Source organism: Streptomyces sp. NPDC107559, from assembly GCF_055657365.1.
Map to the genome: position 1 here is coordinate 223,680 of NZ_JBVKBD010000010.1, position 17,060 is coordinate 240,739.

The 17,060-nt window shown below is 73.7% G+C and carries 17 protein-coding genes; 9 read left to right on the top strand and 8 right to left on the bottom strand.

Annotated elements, in window-relative coordinates:
• Positions 1-34: 34 nt before the first annotated feature.
• Complete coding sequence (locus ACZ7OY_RS28005; RefSeq protein WP_471913925.1) at positions 35-1,444, bottom strand: PepSY-associated TM helix domain-containing protein; 1,410 nt, start codon at positions 1,442-1,444, stop codon at positions 35-37.
• A gap of 157 nt (positions 1,445-1,601) precedes the next feature.
• Between ACZ7OY_RS28005 and ACZ7OY_RS28010 the strand changes: the two genes are divergently transcribed.
• Positions 1,602-2,249, top strand: a complete 648-nt coding sequence (locus tag ACZ7OY_RS28010; protein WP_471913926.1) for a peptide deformylase — start codon at positions 1,602-1,604, stop codon at positions 2,247-2,249.
• 61 nt (positions 2,250-2,310) lie between these two features.
• Here ACZ7OY_RS28010 and ACZ7OY_RS28015 read toward each other — a convergent pair whose 3' ends face one another.
• Entirely contained in the window at positions 2,311-3,738 is a 1,428-nt protein-coding gene (locus ACZ7OY_RS28015; protein WP_471913927.1) for a dihydrolipoyl dehydrogenase family protein, read from the bottom strand.
• A gap of 131 nt (positions 3,739-3,869) precedes the next feature.
• Between ACZ7OY_RS28015 and trxA the strand changes: the two genes are divergently transcribed.
• Positions 3,870-4,274 carry a thioredoxin gene (trxA, locus tag ACZ7OY_RS28020; protein WP_471913928.1) on the top strand — a complete coding sequence of 135 codons (405 nt, stop codon included), beginning with the start codon at positions 3,870-3,872 and terminating at the stop codon, positions 4,272-4,274.
• 86 nt (positions 4,275-4,360) lie between these two features.
• Here trxA and ACZ7OY_RS28025 read toward each other — a convergent pair whose 3' ends face one another.
• From ACZ7OY_RS28025 to ACZ7OY_RS28035, 3 genes are all read right to left on the bottom strand, one after another.
• Positions 4,361-5,797 (bottom strand): aldehyde dehydrogenase family protein, encoded by a 1,437-nt coding sequence (locus ACZ7OY_RS28025; RefSeq protein ID WP_471913929.1) that lies wholly within the window; start codon positions 5,795-5,797, stop codon positions 4,361-4,363.
• A gap of 301 nt (positions 5,798-6,098) precedes the next feature.
• Complete coding sequence (locus tag ACZ7OY_RS28030) at positions 6,099-7,145, bottom strand: LacI family DNA-binding transcriptional regulator (RefSeq protein ID WP_471914007.1); 1,047 nt, start codon at positions 7,143-7,145, stop codon at positions 6,099-6,101.
• 91 nt (positions 7,146-7,236) lie between these two features.
• On the bottom strand, positions 7,237-7,899 hold the full coding sequence (locus ACZ7OY_RS28035; protein ID WP_471913930.1) for a TetR/AcrR family transcriptional regulator: 663 nt from the start codon (positions 7,897-7,899) through the stop codon (positions 7,237-7,239).
• 115 nt (positions 7,900-8,014) lie between these two features.
• Between ACZ7OY_RS28035 and ACZ7OY_RS28040 the strand changes: the two genes are divergently transcribed.
• Both ACZ7OY_RS28040 and ACZ7OY_RS28045 read left to right on the top strand, forming a co-directional pair.
• Positions 8,015-8,578: an NAD(P)H-dependent oxidoreductase gene (locus tag ACZ7OY_RS28040; RefSeq protein ID WP_471913931.1), complete on the top strand. Its 564-nt coding sequence runs from the start codon at positions 8,015-8,017 to the stop codon at positions 8,576-8,578.
• Positions 8,579-8,883: 305 nt separating this feature from the next.
• Positions 8,884-9,894, top strand: a complete 1,011-nt coding sequence (locus ACZ7OY_RS28045; RefSeq protein WP_471913932.1) for an FkbM family methyltransferase — start codon at positions 8,884-8,886, stop codon at positions 9,892-9,894.
• 72 nt (positions 9,895-9,966) lie between these two features.
• Here the strand turns inward: ACZ7OY_RS28045 and ACZ7OY_RS28050 are convergent, their stop codons facing one another.
• Entirely contained in the window at positions 9,967-10,557 is a 591-nt protein-coding gene (locus tag ACZ7OY_RS28050) for a PadR family transcriptional regulator (protein ID WP_471913933.1), read from the bottom strand.
• A 106-nt stretch (positions 10,558-10,663) separates the two neighbouring features.
• Positions 10,664-11,317: an FMN-dependent NADH-azoreductase gene (locus ACZ7OY_RS28055; protein ID WP_471913934.1), complete on the bottom strand. Its 654-nt coding sequence runs from the start codon at positions 11,315-11,317 to the stop codon at positions 10,664-10,666.
• Positions 11,318-11,439: 122 nt separating this feature from the next.
• On the opposite strand from ACZ7OY_RS28055, the gene ACZ7OY_RS28060 reads away from it, so the two are divergent.
• From ACZ7OY_RS28060 to ACZ7OY_RS28080, 5 genes are all read left to right on the top strand, one after another.
• On the top strand, positions 11,440-11,838 hold the full coding sequence (locus tag ACZ7OY_RS28060; RefSeq protein ID WP_471913935.1) for a winged helix-turn-helix transcriptional regulator: 399 nt from the start codon (positions 11,440-11,442) through the stop codon (positions 11,836-11,838).
• 401 nt (positions 11,839-12,239) lie between these two features.
• Positions 12,240-13,661, top strand: coding sequence for an amidase (locus ACZ7OY_RS28065; protein WP_471913936.1), 1,422 nt, complete (start codon positions 12,240-12,242; stop codon positions 13,659-13,661).
• Between the two features lie 88 nt (positions 13,662-13,749).
• Positions 13,750-13,968, top strand: coding sequence for a hypothetical protein (locus tag ACZ7OY_RS28070; protein WP_471913937.1), 219 nt, complete (start codon positions 13,750-13,752; stop codon positions 13,966-13,968).
• A gap of 133 nt (positions 13,969-14,101) precedes the next feature.
• Entirely contained in the window at positions 14,102-15,583 is a 1,482-nt protein-coding gene (locus ACZ7OY_RS28075; protein WP_471913938.1) for an SPFH domain-containing protein, read from the top strand.
• 57 nt (positions 15,584-15,640) lie between these two features.
• Positions 15,641-16,087, top strand: a complete 447-nt coding sequence (locus ACZ7OY_RS28080) for a type II toxin-antitoxin system PemK/MazF family toxin (protein ID WP_471913939.1) — start codon at positions 15,641-15,643, stop codon at positions 16,085-16,087.
• Positions 16,088-16,101: 14 nt separating this feature from the next.
• Here ACZ7OY_RS28080 and ACZ7OY_RS28085 read toward each other — a convergent pair whose 3' ends face one another.
• Positions 16,102-16,926, bottom strand: a complete 825-nt coding sequence (locus ACZ7OY_RS28085) for a TIGR02452 family protein (protein WP_471913940.1) — start codon at positions 16,924-16,926, stop codon at positions 16,102-16,104.
• Positions 16,927-17,060 lie beyond the last annotated feature (134 nt).

Consider the following 17,060-nt stretch of genomic DNA (forward strand, 5'->3'; position numbering starts at 1 on the left):
TGCCGCGCGCCCCCGCCGTCGTTCCGCTACGGCCTCACCCGGCCGCCGCTCCACTGCCTGAGGTCCGCCGCCCCCGCCGGTGGGCGATCTCGCCGAGCACGACGTCCACGGCGACGAAACAGGCCAGGGGGATGCCGAGCAGCGGCACGAACCAGCCGAGGACGGCGACCGCCGCCAGCCCGGGGACGAGGACGTACGGCGGCACCTGCTGCCAGGAGCCGCGCGGTACCGGACGGCCGAACGCCGAGCCGCGGCCGCGCTGCCACCACATGCGGTAACCCCACCAGATCAGCAGGATCAGCGAGAGCGCGAGCAGCATCAGGGCGATCTGGTTGACCAGCCCGAACAGGACCCCGCTGTGCAGGTCGATGCCCCAGCGGGTCAGCTTGGCGAGCACCGGGTAGTCCGCGAACCGCAGCACGTCGGTGACCTCGCCGGTCGCCGGATCGACCGCCACCGTGTCCTGCTTCGTGGGCCAGCCGCGCTGGATCTGCTTGACGACGTAGGCGGAGGAGGCGTCCGCGGGCGGGACGATCTCCACCGGGTCGCCGAGCCCCTCGGCCCGCGCGGCGGCCAGCACCTTGTCGAGGCCGACACCGTGCCCGGCGTCCCCGCCGCCGGCGGCGGCCGCGTCGTGCCCGGCGTGTTCGCCGCCGGCCGCCGTCGCGACGGACGGGGTGGACTGGCCGAGCGAGGTGCGCAGTTCGTCGATGTTCGCACCGGCGTACGTCGACCAGGTCAGACCGGTCGCCGAGAGGAACAGGAACCCGGCCGCGGCCCACACGCCCACGGTGCCGTGCAGGCCCAGGGTGCGGCGCCGCCCGCTGGTGCCGCGCACCTTGCGCAGCGCGCGACGGCGCGAGAACCAGAGCACCAGACCGCCCAGCGCGACCACCCACAGCCAGCTCGCGGCGAGTTCGCTGTAGAGGCGGCCGGTCTCGCCCAGATGGAGGTTGCGGTGGAGTTCGCTGATCCAGGTGCGCAGTGGCAACGCGCCGGACGAGCCGTACTGTTCGAGGGCGCCGCGCACCTTGCCGGTGTACGGGTCCACGAACACGGCGAGGGTGTGGTCGGCGCCGACGCCCTCGACGCCGGAGAGCAGCACCCGGGTGGTCGCGCCGGGCGCCGGCGAGGGCCGTACCGCCGTGACGGTGCCCTCGGGGTGTGCCGTGCGGGCCGCGGCGACCTGCGTGGACAGCGGCAGTTCGGCGTCGCCGACGGGCACCGTCATCTCGTGGGCGTACAGGAGCTTCTCGGCTTGGTACGAGCCGGCGTACAGCAGGCCGGTGACCGCGGCGACGAGCAGGAACGGCGCGACGAACAGGCCCGCGTAGAAGTGCAGTCGCAGGACCAGCGGGCGCAGTGTGGTCCACCCGCGCGGGGACGGCGCGGGCGGGGTGGTTTGCGGGGCCTCGTCCGTGGTGGTCGAGGGAGCGGTGGACATCGGCGGTTTCTCCGGCGGTCGGGGGCGTGGGCTGCCAGGGCGGTGAGCGTGGCGGTCCAGTAGTCGGCGGCGGGTCCGGCCGAGTTCCCGGGGCGTCAAGTAGCGTGTGTCACAGTCGAACGGCGGCGTCGTGGCGGAGCCGTGGCATGCTGGCGCGATGGCATCTCCGAGCGATCGCACACCCCTTGTCGAACTGGTGGAGGAACTCCTCGCCACCGACGGCCCGTTGCCCATCGTCGCGGCCGGCGACCCGGTGCTGCGGGTCGGCACCGGGCGCTACGAGGGCGAGCTGGGGCCCGCGCTGCTGGCGCGTTTCGTCGAGGCGCTGCGCGTGACCATGCGGGCGGCGCCGGGGGTCGGGCTGGCGGCACCGCAGGTGGGGGTGCCGCTGCGGATCGCGGTGATCGAGGACCCGGCACCGGTGTCCGAGGAGGTCAGGCTGGCCCGCGGCCGGGTGCCGCAGCCGTTCCGGGTGCTGGTCAACCCGTCGTACACGCCCGTCGGCACGGCCCGTGCCGGGTTCTTCGAGGGCTGTCTGAGCGTGCCCGGCTGGCAGGCGGTGGTGGCGCGGCCCGTCGAGGTGCGGCTGACCGGCGAGGACGAGCACGGCCGGGCGCTGGACGAGGTGTTCACGGGCTGGCCCGCCCGGATCGTGCAGCACGAGACGGACCATCTGGACGGGATGCTCTACCTCGACCGGGCGGAGCCGCGCTCGCTGTCGTCGCATCAGGCGATGCTGGAACGGTGGACGGGCGCCACTCCCGAGGAGGCGGCGAAAGCCCTGGGGTTCGAACTGCCGGGCTGAGCCGGGGCGGAGAGGATCCGCGGGCGCGTTCCGGGGCCCGGTGGGCCCCGGAACGGGCGGGTCAGCCGCGATAGGCCTCCAGCAGCCGCAGCCACACCTCGCTGATCGTCGGATACGACGGGACCGCGTGCCAGAGCCTGGCGACCGGCACCTCCGCGGCGACGGCGACCGTCGCCGAGTGGATCAGCTCGCCGACGCCGGGGCCGACGAGGGTGACACCGAGGAGGGTCTCGCGGTCGAGGTCGACGACCATGCGGGCGCGGCCGCGGTAGCCGTCGCCGTACAGGCCCGCGCCCGCCGCCGAGGAGATGTCCACGTCGACCGCGCGAACGCGCCGGCCGGTCGCCTCCGCCTCCGCCAGGGACAGGCCGACCGCCGCGGCCTCCGGGTCGGTGAAGACGACCTGGGGTACGGCGCCGTGGTCGGCCGTGGCGGAGTGGGCGCCCCAGGCGCTCGTGTCCAGGGGGGTGCCGGCGGCGCGGGCGGCGATCGCGGCGCCCGCGATCCGGGCCTGGTACTTGCCCTGATGGGTGAGCAGGGCACGGTGGTTGACGTCCCCGACCGCGTACAGCCAGTCGGTGCCGGTCACCCGGAGGCTGTCGTCGACCGGCAGCCAGGAGCCCGGCTCCAGGCCGATGGTGTCGAGGCCGATGTCCTCGGTGCGCGGGGCGCGGCCGGTGGCGAAGAGGATCTCGTCGGCCTCGATCCGGTCGCCGCCGTCGGTGACGACCACGACCGTGCCGCTCTCGCGGGTCACCGACTTCACGGAGGTGCCGGTGCGGACGTCGGCGCCCGCCTCGGTGAGCGCGGCGGCGACCAGTTCGCCCGCGAACGGCTCCATGCGGGCGAGCAGGCCCGCGCCGCGGACGAGGAGGGTCACCTGGGAGCCGAGGGCCTGCCAGGCGGTGGCCATCTCGGTGGCGACGACGCCTCCGCCCACCACCACGAGCCGTCCCGGGACCGCGTGCGCGCTCGTGGCCTCCCGGCTGGTCCAGGGCCGGACGTCGGCGAGGCCCGGCAGCCCGGGCAGCAGGGCGCGGGTGCCGGTGCACACGGCGACGGCGTGCCGGGCGGTGAGCACGTGCTGCTCGCCCTGCGGGCCGGTCACGGTGACCGTGCGGGGTCCGGCCAGGCGGCCGTGGCCGCGGTACAGGACGGCGCCGATCCCCTCCAGCCAGCCGACCTGGCCGTCGTCCTTCCAGTCGGCGGTGAAGTAGTCGCGGTGGGCGAGGACCGCGGCCGCGTCGAGGGGGCCCTGCACCGCCTGGCGCAGTCCGGGCACGCGGCGGGCGTCGGCGCGGGCGATGACCGGGCGCAGCAGGGCCTTGCTGGGCATGCAGGCCCAGTACGAGCACTCGCCGCCGACCAGTTCGCTCTCCACGACCGCGGTGGACAGGCCGGCCGCACGGGCGCGGTCGGCGACGTTCTCCCCCACGGGCCCGGCCCCGAGCACCACTACGTCGTACGCGATGGATTCCGTTTCCGTCATGGGCACAGTCTGCTGGGTGGGGTGCGGGGCGGCCACACGGATGGGTCTGCCCGGAGGGGCCGGAATACCGTTCGGTGCGGCCGTGTTGTGCCGACGGTCTGGCCCCCGCACCGGAAAGTAGGGATACGAGCATGAGCAGCACCGTGGAGCTCACCAAGGAGAACTTCGACCAGACGGTCACGGAGAACGGGTTCGTCCTCCTCGACTTCTGGGCTGCCTGGTGCGGACCGTGCCGTCAGTTCGCACCGGTGTACGAGAAGGCGGCCGAGGCCAATCCGGACCTGGTCTTCGGCAAGATCGACACCGAGGCGCAGCCGGAGCTGGCCGCGGCCTTCGGCATCCAGTCCATTCCGACCCTGATGATCGTCCGCGATCAGGTCGCCGTCTTCGCCCAGCCGGGCGCGCTGCCGGAGGCCGCTCTCGCGGACCTCATCGGGCAGGCCCGGAAGCTGGACATGGACGAGGTGCGCAAGAGCATCGCCGAGCAGCAGGCGGGGGCCGACCTCAAGGACGGGCAGCCCGGGTCCGGAGACTGACCTCCCGGCCGCACCGCGCGCCGTACCGGCCCCGGGACCGCTCGCCCCGGGGCCGGAGGCATCCCTGCCCCGGGCCGGAGGCGTCCCTAGAAGGGGTACGGCGCCACGTCGCCGCGGACCGTCGTCCAGCGCACGTCGGTGAACGCCTCCAGGTTGGCCTCGCCGCCGAAGCGGGCGCCGGTGCCGGACGCGGCGATGCCGCCGAAGGGCGCCACGGCCTCGTCGTTCACCGTCTGGTCGTTGATGTGGACGATGCCGGTCGGGATGCGCTCGGCCAGGTCGAGGCCGCGGGCGGCGTCGCGGGTGACGATGCCCAGGGACAGGCCGTACGGGCTCGCGGCGGCGAGCGCGGCAGCCTCGTCCGCGGTGGCGAAGGACCGTACGGGTGCGACCGGGCCGAAGACCTCCTGCGCGTAGGCGGGGGTGTGGTCGTCGACGTCCGCGAGGACGGTCGGCCGGTAGAAGAGGTCCTCGTGCGTGCCGCCTGCGGCGAGCCTGGCGCCCCCGGTGGTGCTCGACTCCACCAGGGCGTGCACCTTGGCGAGCTGGGTGCCGTCGATGAGCGGGCCGAGGTGGACCTGCGCGCGGTGCGGGTCGCCGACCGCGAGGGAGTCGGCCCGGTCGGCGAGCCGCTCGACGTACTCCTCGTACAGGGAGTGGTGCACGAGGTGGCGGCCGGTCGTCATGCAGATCTGGCCCTGGTGGAAGAACGAGCCCCAGGCCGCCGTGGAGATCACCGCGTCCAGGTCGGCGTCCTCCAGCACGACCAGGGCGGAGTTGCCGCCGAGTTCCAGGTGGGCCCGCTTCAGATGCCGGCCGGCCGCCTCGCCGACGGCGCGGCCGGCCGCGGTGGAGCCGGTGAAGGAGATCACCGGCACCTGCGGGTCGGCGACCAGCGCCTGGCCGGCCTCGGGGCCGCCGGGCAGCACCGCCAGCAGGTGCTCGGGCAGGCCGGCCGCCGCGAAGACCGCGGCCAGGGCGAGTCCGCCGCAGACCGCGGTACGCGGGTCGGGCTTCAGGACGACCCCGTTGCCGAGCGCCAGGGCCGGGGCGACGGAGCGGATGGAGAGGATCAGCGGGGCGTTGAACGGGGCGATCACGCCCACCACGCCGACCGGGACGCGGCGCGTGTACGACAGCCGGGGTGCCTCGCTGGGCAGCACCTGGCCGGCCGGGCGGGAGGCCAGGGCTGCGGCCTCGTAGCACTCCTGGGCGGCGACGTGCAGCTCGAAGTCGGCCTTGCCGGGGACGGACCCCGATTCACGGACGAGCCATTCCCGCAGCTCGTCCGCGTGCGCCGTGAACAGGTCTCCGGCCCTGCGGAGCACCCCGGCGCGTACGAAGTGCGGCACCCGCGCCCACTCCCGCTGGGCGGTGCGGGCGTCGGCGGCGGCGGTGCGGACGTCCTCGGCGGTGGCCAGGGCGACCGTGCCGAGCGGATCTCCGGTGGCGGGCTCGGTGACGGTGTGCTCGGATCCCTTCAGGGTCCGGGCCTGCCAGGTTCCGGGGTCGAGCAACGGCATGGCGGCTCTCCGTTCGTGACCGGCGGGACTCGGGGCGGGAGTCCCGTGCAGTGCGCGGCCGGTGCGGCGGCCGCGGGGCGGGACGCGGTGATCCGGCGCAGCCGCGCGAGCCGCATCCGGTGGTCGAACGCATCCCCATCTGGTTGAGCGTGCAACATCTTAGCCACGCGGCAGGGAAACCGCTGCGGGGAAGACGCCACGGGAATCGAACGGCCCGCCGCGCCCGGTCGGGCGCAAGCCCCGCCAAGCGTCGCCCCGTTGGCCCGGCCTCGCGCGCCGCCGCGCGGGGAGCCCCCTCGTGTCAGCTGGATTCGCGGTGCACCACCGAGGAGCCGAGGACCCGGTGCGTCTCGGGCGCCGCGCCGGGGTCGCGCACGGCGCGGTCGACCAGTTCGGCGAGGTCCCGGCCGGACGGCAGCTCGATGTGGACCGTGCTCAGCCGGGGCCGCAGCAGCCGGCCGAGCATCAGATCGTCGGCGCCGATGACGGCCGTCTCCGCCGGGATGCGCACCCCCTCGTCCTGGAGGGCGCGCATCAGCAGCATCCCGTACTCGTCGTTGTACGTGAACACGGCGTCCAGGCCCAGCTCCCGCCAGCGGGCGGCGAGGCGGGCGGCGGACTCCTCCTCGTAGGCGAGGGGCAGTTCGGTGACGACGGCGTCGGTGCCCGCCAGCGCGTCGCGCACCCCGGCGAGGCGGGGCCGGGAGAACGAGTCCAGGCCGGGCTCCTCGGGGACGACGACGCCGATGCGACGGCGGCCCCGGGCATGGAGATGCGCACCGGCGGCCCGGCCGGCCCCCTCGTGGTCCATGAGCAGGGCGTGGGCGCCCTCGACGGACTCGGACCCGAGGGTGACCACGGCACGGGCGCCGGAGCGCTTGAGCACCGCCACGCCTTCCGGACCGAGATCGGCGCCGGGCACCAGGACGGCGACCGGCCGCAGCTCGGCCCAGGCGCGGGCGGCCTCGTCGCCGTGCAGCCCGACACTGCCGTACTGCACGACCGTGTAGTCGAGCCGGCCGAGCGCCCACTGGAGGTCGTTCAGGAACTGGCTGTAGAGCGGGCCGGCCTGGACGGCCGGCGCGGGCATGAGCACCATGCGGCTGTGCCCGGCGCGCAGACTGCGGGCGGCCGCGTGCGGGACGTACCCCAGTTCCTTCGCGGCCTGGTGGACGCGGCGGCGGGTGGGCTCGCTGATCCGCACGGCACTGGTGTTGTTCAGGACGTAGGAGACGGTCGCGCGCGAGACGCCGGCCAGCCTGGCCACGTCGGCGCTCGTGGGCACGGAGCGCGGTGCGGGCAGCGCGGGCGTGGGCGATTTCGGTATCTGCACCATGACGTATCGCATCTTGGCAGAGGCGTGGGCGCGGGGCCCGAGCGGGGGACGGCCGTTCACTGTGCAACAACGTATGCGAGCCCGGACGGTTCCGCTCGGGGGCTCAGCGGGGCGGCTCCTGGCATGTGACGCGTGTCACCAGGTCCGACCAGTTCGCCTCGATGCGCTCCAGGGACATGCCGCACTGCCGGGTCAGATGATGGATCAGCGCCGGGCTGAGCTGGGCCATCAGGGCGTGGGCGAGCAGTTCGGTGTCCGCGTCCGGCACGGCCAGCCGCAGCAGCACGACGACGTGGGCGTGCTGGACCTGGCGGGCCGGCACGGAGTACCGGCGCTCGGCGCTCGGCTCGGCCGCCAGTTGCAGATCCAGTTCGTCCACCGCGCGGCGCAGCAGCGCGCAGCCGAAGGCCCGCAGCCGCTCCGCCGGCGGCGCTCCGGGACCCAGCGGCGGCGGTCCGCACAGGAACGCGGCCTGCAACTTCTTCTCGGAGTGGTCGAGCAGTGCCGTGAGCAGACCGGTGCGGTCGCCGAAGCGGCGGAAGACCGTCCCCTTGCCGACCGAGGCCTCCGCGGCCACCGCCTCCATCGTGACGCCCGCCGCCCCGTGCTCCGCGATCAGGCGCGCGGCCGCGTCCAGCAGCCGGGCCCGGTTGCGCGCGGCGTCGGCGCGCAGGCACGGCTCGTCCTGCGCGGTACCGAGCTGGAGCAACTCGGGCTCTGCGACCGGGTATTCCGATTTCGCGAGGGGAGGCAGGGGTCCGGACATGAACTCAGCGTAAAGCATCCGGAATGAAGTGGACCCCGGTCCGGTTACAGTGGTACCCATAAACGGACCTCGGTCCGGATTGTTTCGTCAGTGTTTCAGCACCCTGGGAGTTCGCATGTCTGTCCGTATTCTCGCGCTTGTCGGTAGCCTCCGCGCCGGTTCGCACAACCGTCAGCTCGCCGAGGCGGCCGTCAAGCTGGCTCCCGAGGGCGCCGAGGTCGAGCTGTACGAAGGCCTGGCCGACATCCCGTTCTACAACGAGGACATCGACGTCGAGGGCGACGTCCCGGCCGCCGCCGCCAAGCTGCGTGCCGCCGCCCAGGGCGCCGACGCGCTGCTGCTGTTCTCGCCCGAGTACAACGGCACCATCCCGGCCGTCCTGAAGAACGCCATCGACTGGCTGTCCCGCCCGTACGGCGCCGGCGCCCTCACCGGCAAGCCCGTCGCCGTGGTCGGCACCGCCTACGGCCAGTTCGGCGGCGTGTGGGCGCAGGACGAGACCCGCAAGGCCGCGGGCATCGCGGGCGCCAAGGTGCTCGAGGACGTCAAGCTGTCCATCCCGGGCTCCGTCGTCCGCTTCGCCGAGACCCACCCGGCCGACGACGCCGAGGTCGCCGCCCAGCTGACCGACGTCATCGCCCGTCTGCGCGGCCACGCCGACACGTCCGTCGCCGCCTGACGGCGGTCGGCACTCCCGCGAGGGGGCCGGAGCCTTCGGGCCCGGCCCCCTCGTGTGTCACCCCGCGGGCGCGTTCCCGGCACCCCGCGTGTCCGGCCGCACCTGAAACCGCGGCCGGACGGGGCCGTGCGCCCACCGGGATCTGCGCCGACCCCGACGACGCCAGGCCTTCGAGCGCTCTCCAGGGCAAGCGGCACCGGGCGCGGCGGCGGGACCGGACGGGGCCGGTCAGGTGTCGTTCATCGGAGAGACAAATCTTATTCATAGGGGTGATGGCCGACCGCCTCGTCTGCCAGGGTGAAGCGATGCAGACCGCTTACCGAAGACTGCTGAAACTGATGCCCCGGCTGGGCCTTCAGGTGACCGATCTCGGCCCCGGCACCGCTGTGGTCTCCCGGCGCGGAGGGCGGATCCGGATCCCCCTGGGACCGGGCGCGGACGTGCTGGCCAGAGACAACGGCCGCTATACGGTGGCCGGTGCCGGCACGGACGCCTGGGTCGTCCGGCGCCGTGCGTCGCGCGTCCAGCAGGAGGAGAGCGGACCGGAGTCGACCACCGTCCGCCTCGGCGACAGCGGGGCGAGCCTGCTTCTGGACCCGGCGGCCGGGTCCGACGAACGCAAGCTGCAGCTCGCGGCGGCCGAATACCTCTGCCACCAGCACGTGGCCGGGATGCTGGAGCTCTACGACGTCAACTGCGTGTTCGACGTGGGGGCCAACCGGGGCCAGTACGCCCGGCGGCTGCGCCGCTTCGGCTACACCGGCCGCATCGTCTCCTTCGAGCCCACCGCCGAGCACTTCGCCACGCTGGAGAAGGCCTCCGCGGACGACCCGGACTGGTGGGTGTACCCCTACGGCCTCGGCCGCGAGGACACCACGAGCACCATCCACACGGGCTGGAACACGATGAACTCCCTGCTCCCGCCCAGCGACTACGGCAAGGGCCGGTACGTCCGGTTCGCCACGAGCGCGACCGAGGAGATCCAGATCCGGCGCCTGGACTCGATGATGGAGAAGGCGCTCGACGGCATCGACACGCCCCGCCCGTTCCTGAAGATGGACACCCAGGGGTACGACCTGGAGGTGTTCGCCGGCGGCGGCGACCGCGTCGCGGAGTTCGTGGGACTCCAGTCGGAGGTCGCGTTGCTGCGCCTGTACGAGGGCAGCCCGCCGATGAACGAGGCGATCGGCGTCTACGAGGCCGCCGGCTTCGGGGTCACCGGCATGTACCCGGTGACCCGCGAGGCCGACACCGGCCGCGTGATCGAGTTCGACTGCGTGATGATGCGCGCGGACGCCGCTCCCGGCAAGAGCTGACCGGGGCGGCGGCGCCGCCCCCGACGCGCGGGCGCGCCACGGCGAACACCCCGGCAGGCGGACCTGCCGGGGTCAGCCGCCCACCGGCGCGCCGCTCCGCGCGGTGCGCCGGGCGAGCAGCCGCAGGGCCAGCTCGCCCCACTGGAGGTTGGCGCGCTCCAGCGCCAGGCCCGCCTGAAGGGTGAGGTACGGGCCGATGCGCTCGCCCGTGCCGCAGTACTCCTCCTCGGTCCGTCCGGCCAGCAGCCGTTCCCGGGCGCGCTCGTAGCGGGCGAGTTTGGCGGCGGACCGTTCCGTCCGTCGTACGATCTCGGCGCGGACGGCGTCCGCGTCGCCCGGGTCGCCGAGATCGACGCACTGGACCTTGACCAGCAGTTCGTCCCGGATCGCCAGCGGCTTGGCGGAGCCCTCCGCGAGGAAGGCGCGGACGGCGCCGTACCCGGCCTCGGTGAGCGAGAAGAGCCGCTTGTTGGGCCGGTGCTCCTGCTCGACGACCCGTGCGGCGACGAGCCCCTCGCCCGCCATGCGGTCCAGTTCCCGGTAGATCTGCTGCGGGGTGGCCATCCAGAAGTTGGCGACCGAGGCCTCGAAGCCCTTCGCGAGGTCGTATCCGGACGCCTCACCCTCCAGGAGCGCGGCCATCACCGCGTTGCGCAGAGCCATGCGGTCGAACGTAACACCCGCCGATCGGTGGACGGGACGGCCGGGGCGAGGGCGCCGGGATGGACCCGGGCGAGCGCGGGCGCCCCCGCCGCGGGCCGGGCCGGGGTCAGGCCGCGAGACGCTCCACCACGCCCTTGGCCTTCACGACCGCGTCCTGGTGGGCGCGCTCGCGGGAGGCCTCGAACAGCGGGACCAGCTCGGCCATCGCCGGGTTCTGCGGGGCCATGGTGAGCTCGGGGACGATGAAGTCGACGTCCATGGCGAGCATGTCGCCCAGCAGGGCCTGCAGGTAGTTCTGCACGTACTCGTAGCCCTCGCGCGGGGTGCCGGGACCGTAGGCGCCGCCGCGGCTGGCGACCACGGTCACGGGGATGCCCTTGATCTTCGACTCCTCGGTCATGGCGGTGCGGCCGACCATGGCCACGTTGTCCAGCCACGCCTTGAGGGTCGAGGGGATCGAGAAGTTGTACATCGGGGCGCCGATCACCACCGCGTCGGCCTGCTCCAGCTCCTCCACCAGCCGGACGCGCTCGGCGAAGGCTGCCACCTGGGCGGGCGTGTGCGTGGCGGGGTCGGCGAAGGCGGCCGTGTGGGCGTCGGCGGTGATGTGCGCGACGGGGTGCGCGGCCAGGTCGCGGTAGATCACCTTGCCCTGCGGGTGCTGCTCCTCCCAGGTCCTGCGGAAGGCGTCCGTGACGGAACGGGAGGCGGACGCCTCGTTCGGGAACACGGACGAGTCGATGTGCAGCAACGTGGCCATGAGGGTCTCCAAAGGGGGTGGCGCCCACCCCGAAGGTGGGCTGAAGTTTCGTGCCTACCTATGAATAACACAGTCACTTACTATTTTTCATCCCCGCACGGAGGGGCGGGTATCCTGAGCCCATGGCGATCGACGGGGTACAGCGCGAGGTGGCCCGCGGCCAGGTCCACAGCCCGGCGGCCTGCTCGCAGGTGGACGACGGCATCACGCGCGTCTTCGGCCTGCTGGGCAAGAGGTGGACGGGACCGATCGTGTCCGTCCTGCTGAACGGCCCGACGTACTTCGCCGACCTGCGCCGTGCCATCCCCGGCATCAGCGAACGCATGCTGTCGGACCGGCTGACCGAGCTCGGCATCGCCGGGCTCGTCGTCCGCGAGGTCGACGAGGGCCCGCCGCTGCGGGTCTCCTACCGGCTCACCTCGGCCGGGGCGGCCCTGGAGCCCGCCCTGGAGGAACTGCGCCAGTGGGCCGAGGCGCATCTGCCGGACAAGGGGCCGTGCACGGGCCCGCCACCGAACTGACGGACCGCGGCCCACGGGCGCACCGGCGGGCACGGACACGCCGACGCCGACGGGCGCGACGGCCCGGACCACGACGAAGAGGGCACCTTCCTGATGTGCGACGCACCGGGAAGGCGCCCTCGCCGCGTCCGCGCGGGGCGCCGGTCGCGCCTCGGCCCCGGGCGGCCGGCCCGGCACGGCGCCGCCCGCCGTCGTCGAGCCGCACGGGGCCCGGTCCGCGCGGTCGACGACCGCTCACCGTCCGCTCCCGCGTGGGACGTTCCGCCGGTGGGCCGCCAGACGTTACCGTGCGGTAGACATCGCAGCCCCGAAGGAACACCCGAGGAATCCCGCAGCCGTCGTCGGCCGCCGTACCGACGCCGCCCCCGCGCAGTTCCCAAGCCGTCCCGGAGGAGTCCCGAATGACGCTCGACCGTTCCGCCGGCCTGGCGGCGACCGCACGTGCGCTGGCCTGCGGGGAGGTGACCTCCCAGGCTCTCGTCGAGGAGGCGCTCGCCCGGATCGGGGCCACCCGGAACACCCTCAACGCCTTCCGGATCGTCCGCACCCGAGCCGCGCTCGCCGAGGCCGCGGCCGCCGACGCGGAACTGGCCGCGGGCGTGCGCCGTCCGCTGCTCGGGGTTCCGGTCGCCGTGAAGGACGACATGGACGTGGCGGGCGAGCCCACCGCGTTCGGCTGCCCGGGGGAGTTCCCGCCGGTCGCCGAGGACGGAGAGGCGGTACGACGGCTGCGCGCGGCCGGAGCCGTCGTCGTCGGCAAGACCAACACCTGCGAACTGGGACAGTGGCCGTTCACCGAGGGCCCCGCCTTCGGCGCGACCCGCAACCCGTGGAACCCGCAGCACACACCGGGCGGTTCGTCCGGGGGCTCCGCGGCCGCGGTCGCCGCCGGTCTGGTTCCGGCGGCGCTCGGCTCGGACGGCGCCGGCTCGGTGCGGATCCCGGCCTCCTGGACCCACCTCGTCGGCATCAAGCCGCAGCGCGGCCGCATCTCGACCTGGCCGCTCGGCGAGTCCTTCCAGGGCATCACGGTCAACGGCACCCTGGCCCGTACCGTCGCCGACGCCGCCCTGCTGCTGGACGCGGCGGCCGGGAACCATCCGCTCGACCCGCACCGACCGCCCGGCCTCGACATCTCGGCGGCGGTGGGCCGCGACCCCGGCCGGCTGCGCATCGCGCTGTCCCTGAAGCCGCCGTTCACCGCGGTGCCCGCCCGACTCCAGCCCCAGGTGCGCGCCCGGGTCCTCGAACTCGCCGAGCGGCTCGCCGTGTTGGGGCACACGGTCGAGGAGGCCGACCCGCCGTACGGCCGGATCGGGCTGGCCTTCCTGCCGCGCGCGACCGCCGGGATCGCCGAACGGGTCGCCACCGTGCCCTTCCCCGAACTGCTCGACCCGCGCACCCACGGCTCCGCCCGGCTCGGCCGGCTGCTCGGCGGGGCACCACTGCGGGCGGCCCGACGCGCGGAAACGGTCCTGCACCACCGTATCGGCGCGTTCTTCGAGACGTACGACGTGGTGCTGGCGCCGACCACCGCCACTCCCCCGCCCCGGGTCGGCGCCATGAGCGACCTGGGCGGACTGGCCACCGACCGCGCCGTCATCGCCGCCTGCCCCTACGCCTGGCCGTGGAACGTCCTGGGCTGGCCCGGGGTCAACGTCCCCGCCGGGTTCGTCGACGAGGGCCTGCCGGTGGGGGCGCAGTTGCTCGGCCCGGCCCACAGCGAGCCGCTGCTGGTGTCGCTGGCGGCGCAGTTGGAGGCCGACCTGCGCTGGCACGAGCGGTGGCCGGAACTCGCGGCCCTGGATTCCCCGGCGGCGTAAGGGCGTTGCGGCCGTCGAGCCTTCGGTGCGGAGCTCCGAGGGCGTTGCGGCCGTAGAGCCTTCGGTCCGGAACTCTTAGGCTTTGAGCATGGACGACGCGTCGATGGTGGGGCTGATGGGGCGGGTCACCGGGACGGTCGGACCCGGACTGGTCGGCGAGGTGATCGTCCGGGTGCGCGGCGGGGCCGAGCACTTCCTGGCGTACTCCGCCTCGGGTACCGAGCGGCTGGAGCGCGGCACCGTGGTCATGGTGGTGGAGCACCTGCCGCCGCGCACGGTCTACGTCACTGCCGCGTACGACAGTTGAGCCCGCACCGGCGCAGGTGAGAGCCCTGTGTGTCAAGGTTGCGACAAGGTTCCGTCAGCGTCTTCTCCCCATGTCCGCGCAGGAGCACACTCCCTTCGTTCGGTGCCGAAAGGGCACCATTCAAAGGGGGCGTATGCCGATGTTCGTCGGCGTCGTTGCGGGGGCGGCGGTAGCCGCTGTCCTCGTGCTGGTCGGTATTTTCAAGATGATGTGGCGAGTGGCCGAGCCGAACGAGGCACTCGTCATCTCCGGTTCCACGCACCGGACCGAGGGGCTCGAAGCGGGGATGGGGTTCCGCATCGTCACGGGGCGCGGCACGCTGGTGCTGCCCGGCGTGCAGGCGGTGCGCAAGCTCTCGCTCGACCTGAACGAGACCGAGCTGCACGTGGACTGCGTGACCCACCAGGGCATTCCGCTCAAGGTGCGGGGCGTGGTCATCTTCAAGGTGGGCGACGACTTCGTGTCGATCGCCAACGCGGCACGCCGCTTCCTCGACCAGCAGAAGCTGATGTCGGAGCGGGTGCACAACGTCTTCGCCGGTCATCTGCGGTCCATCGTGGGCGGGTTGACGGTCGAGGACATGATCCGGGACCGGGAGAAGCTCACCGGGCAGACCCGGGCCGCCTGCGGCACGGAGATGGAGAAGCTCGGACTCATCGTCGACTCGTTGCAGATCCACGAGATCGAGGACCCGACCGGGTACATCCAGAATCTGGCGATGCCGCACGCCGCCGCCGTCCAGCGGGACGCGCGCATCGCGCAGGCGGAGGCGAACCGTCTCGCCACCGAGGCCGAGCAGCAGTCGTACGCGCGGATGGCGGAGGCCACCCGGGACAGCGAGATCCTCCAGGCCGGTTACCAGGCCGAACGCGACCACGCGGGGGCGAAGTCGCGGCAGGCCGGCCCGCTCGCCGATGCCGCCGCCCGGCAGGAGGTCGTCGTCCAGGAGACCCGGGTCGCGGAACTGGAGGCCCACCGCCGCGAGCAGCAGCTCCAGGCGGACATCCGCAAGCCCGCGGACGCCAAGGCGTACGAGAAGCGCACGCTGGCCGAGGCCGAGCGGGACGCGCGGATCTCGGCGGCCCAGGCCAAGGCGAAGGAGACGGAGCTCGCGGCCGCGGCCGAGGCTACCCGGGTGAAGACGGCCGCGGGTGCCGAGGCCCAGGCGACGGAGGCGCGGGGTGCCGCGGCCGCCACCGCCACCCGGGTCACCGGTGAGGCCGAGGCCGCCTCGGCGCGCGCCAGGGGTCTGGCGGAGGCCGAGGCGGTCAAGGCCAAGGGCCTGGCCGAGGCGGAGGCCATCAAGGCGCGGGCCGCCGCGCTCGCCGAGAACCAGGAGGCGGTCGTCGCACAGCAACTCGCCGAGAACTGGCCGGAGATCGTCAGGGCCGGGGCGTCCGCCTTCGGCAGCGTCGACAACATGGTGCTGCTCAACGGCGCCGACGGCATGGCCGAGTTGTTCGCCAAGGCGCTCACGATGGGCGGCACCGGGCTGGGTCTCGCGCGTCAGCTGCTGGCCTCCATGAACCAGAACGGGCCGTCCGCGAACGGGACTTCGCCGCTGAACGGGATCGCGGGTGCGCCGTCGCAAAAGGTGCCGGTGGAGGAGGGCTGACCGTCGGGGCGCACGGCGGTCGTCCGCCGTGCGCCCCCGTCCCGTACGGTACGGACCGTGACTGCGTCTACCGATGAGAACGTCCCGGGCCGCTACGGCCCCACCGCGACCACCGAGGCCGAACCCCGCGAGGTCGGCAGGGTACGGACCGAGTACGCGCCCGCGCACGACGGCGATCCGGACCCCGGTGAGATCGTGTGGACCTGGGTGCCCTTCGAGGAGAACGACGGCCGGGGCAAGGACCGTCCGGTGCTGGTCGTCGCCCGCGAGGCCGCGGGCACGCTGCTCGCCGTGCAGCTCTCCAGCAAGCGGCACGACGGCGACCGCGAGTGGGTGCCGATCGGCAGCGGGCCGTGGGACCGTACCGGGCGCGACTCGTGGGTGGACGTCGACCGGGTCCTGCGCCTGCACGAGGAGGGGATGCGCCGCGAGGCCTGCGCGCTGGACCGGATGCGCTTCAACCTCGTCCGGCACCGGCTGGGGGAACGCTACGGCTGGAGCTGAGCCGGCCCGGAACGCTAGGCCGGGAACCGCGGCGCAGGGAATGCCTGTTCGAAGGCGGCCCTGACCACCGTTCCCGGTGTGCGGTCCAGTACGGCGAACACCACGTGCTCGAAGGTTCCGGCGAATCTTCCGCCGGGACCGAGCGCGGCGCGGAAGGCTGCCGCCACCCGGACCGGGTCGTTGCGGAACACCCCGCACCCCCAGGCGCCCAGCACCAGCCCGCGGTAGCCGTGCGCCGCGGCGGTCTCCAGGACCCGTTCGGCCCGCATGATCAGTGCGTACACCAGTTCGGGCGAGTGGTACGGCGAAACGCGCATCACCACACCGGCGTTGGGCGCGGCCGCGGCCAGGAATCCGGCCGTGAACGGCTCGTCCAGCAGCCGTCCGCGGTGGTCGCGGAAGACGGGGACGGCCGGCGCGTGGATGACCCGGTTCGTATAGAAGGGATCCACCCGGCTGCGGTGGTACGCGTAGAACTCCGGGGCCCGCAGCAGACAGGTGTACAGCGCGGAGGACCGGCACAGGTCCTCCTCCTGGGCCTTGGCGCCGTTGAGGTAGCCGCCGCCGGGGTTGCGGGCGGAGGCGAAGTCCAGCACCGCGACCGGGCCGGCCGTCCGCCGGGCGGCCGTCAGGCTGTCCTCGCCGGTGACCTCGAAGAGGGTGTCCACCGGCGGGAGGGGCGGCACCGCCACCGCTTCCGGCCCGAACATGCGCGTACCGGCGCGTGCGGCCTCGACCGCCGCGGCGATGGACACCCGGCGGCCGTCGGACGCGCCGTACTCCCCCTCCGAGACGATCCGCTCCGTCTCCCGGGCCACGGCGCGCAGGCGCGCGCTCATGGCGCGACCCCCGTGCGTGCCATGCCCGCGGCCTGCGCGTTCCCCCGTGGTGACTCCCCCGTCGTGCTCATGAACGCATCGTGAGCGATGCTGGTCCTGCGGTGCAACAGAGTTTCTCCGCCCCAGGAACATCC

Coding starts and splice junctions, on each gene's coding strand:
- ACZ7OY_RS28005 (WP_471913925.1), bottom strand. CDS start 1,444: ATGTCCACCGCTCCCTCGACCACCACGGACGAGGCCCCGCAAACCACC.
- ACZ7OY_RS28040 (WP_471913931.1), top strand. CDS start 8,015: ATGTCTGTCCGTATTCTCGCGCTTGTCGGTAGCCTCCGCGCCGGTTCG.
- ACZ7OY_RS28035 (WP_471913930.1), bottom strand. CDS start 7,899: ATGTCCGGACCCCTGCCTCCCCTCGCGAAATCGGAATACCCGGTCGCA.
- ACZ7OY_RS28030 (WP_471914007.1), bottom strand. CDS start 7,145: ATGCGATACGTCATGGTGCAGATACCGAAATCGCCCACGCCCGCGCTG.
- ACZ7OY_RS28085 (WP_471913940.1), bottom strand. CDS start 16,926: ATGAGCGCGCGCCTGCGCGCCGTGGCCCGGGAGACGGAGCGGATCGTC.
- ACZ7OY_RS28065 (WP_471913936.1), top strand. CDS start 12,240: ATGACGCTCGACCGTTCCGCCGGCCTGGCGGCGACCGCACGTGCGCTG.
- ACZ7OY_RS28070 (WP_471913937.1), top strand. CDS start 13,750: ATGGACGACGCGTCGATGGTGGGGCTGATGGGGCGGGTCACCGGGACG.
- ACZ7OY_RS28055 (WP_471913934.1), bottom strand. CDS start 11,317: ATGGCCACGTTGCTGCACATCGACTCGTCCGTGTTCCCGAACGAGGCG.
- ACZ7OY_RS28010 (WP_471913926.1), top strand. CDS start 1,602: ATGGCATCTCCGAGCGATCGCACACCCCTTGTCGAACTGGTGGAGGAA.
- ACZ7OY_RS28050 (WP_471913933.1), bottom strand. CDS start 10,557: ATGGCTCTGCGCAACGCGGTGATGGCCGCGCTCCTGGAGGGTGAGGCG.
- ACZ7OY_RS28075 (WP_471913938.1), top strand. CDS start 14,102: ATGCCGATGTTCGTCGGCGTCGTTGCGGGGGCGGCGGTAGCCGCTGTC.
- trxA (WP_471913928.1), top strand. CDS start 3,870: ATGAGCAGCACCGTGGAGCTCACCAAGGAGAACTTCGACCAGACGGTC.
- ACZ7OY_RS28060 (WP_471913935.1), top strand. CDS start 11,440: ATGGCGATCGACGGGGTACAGCGCGAGGTGGCCCGCGGCCAGGTCCAC.
- ACZ7OY_RS28025 (WP_471913929.1), bottom strand. CDS start 5,797: ATGCCGTTGCTCGACCCCGGAACCTGGCAGGCCCGGACCCTGAAGGGA.
- ACZ7OY_RS28045 (WP_471913932.1), top strand. CDS start 8,884: ATGCAGACCGCTTACCGAAGACTGCTGAAACTGATGCCCCGGCTGGGC.
- ACZ7OY_RS28015 (WP_471913927.1), bottom strand. CDS start 3,738: ATGACGGAAACGGAATCCATCGCGTACGACGTAGTGGTGCTCGGGGCC.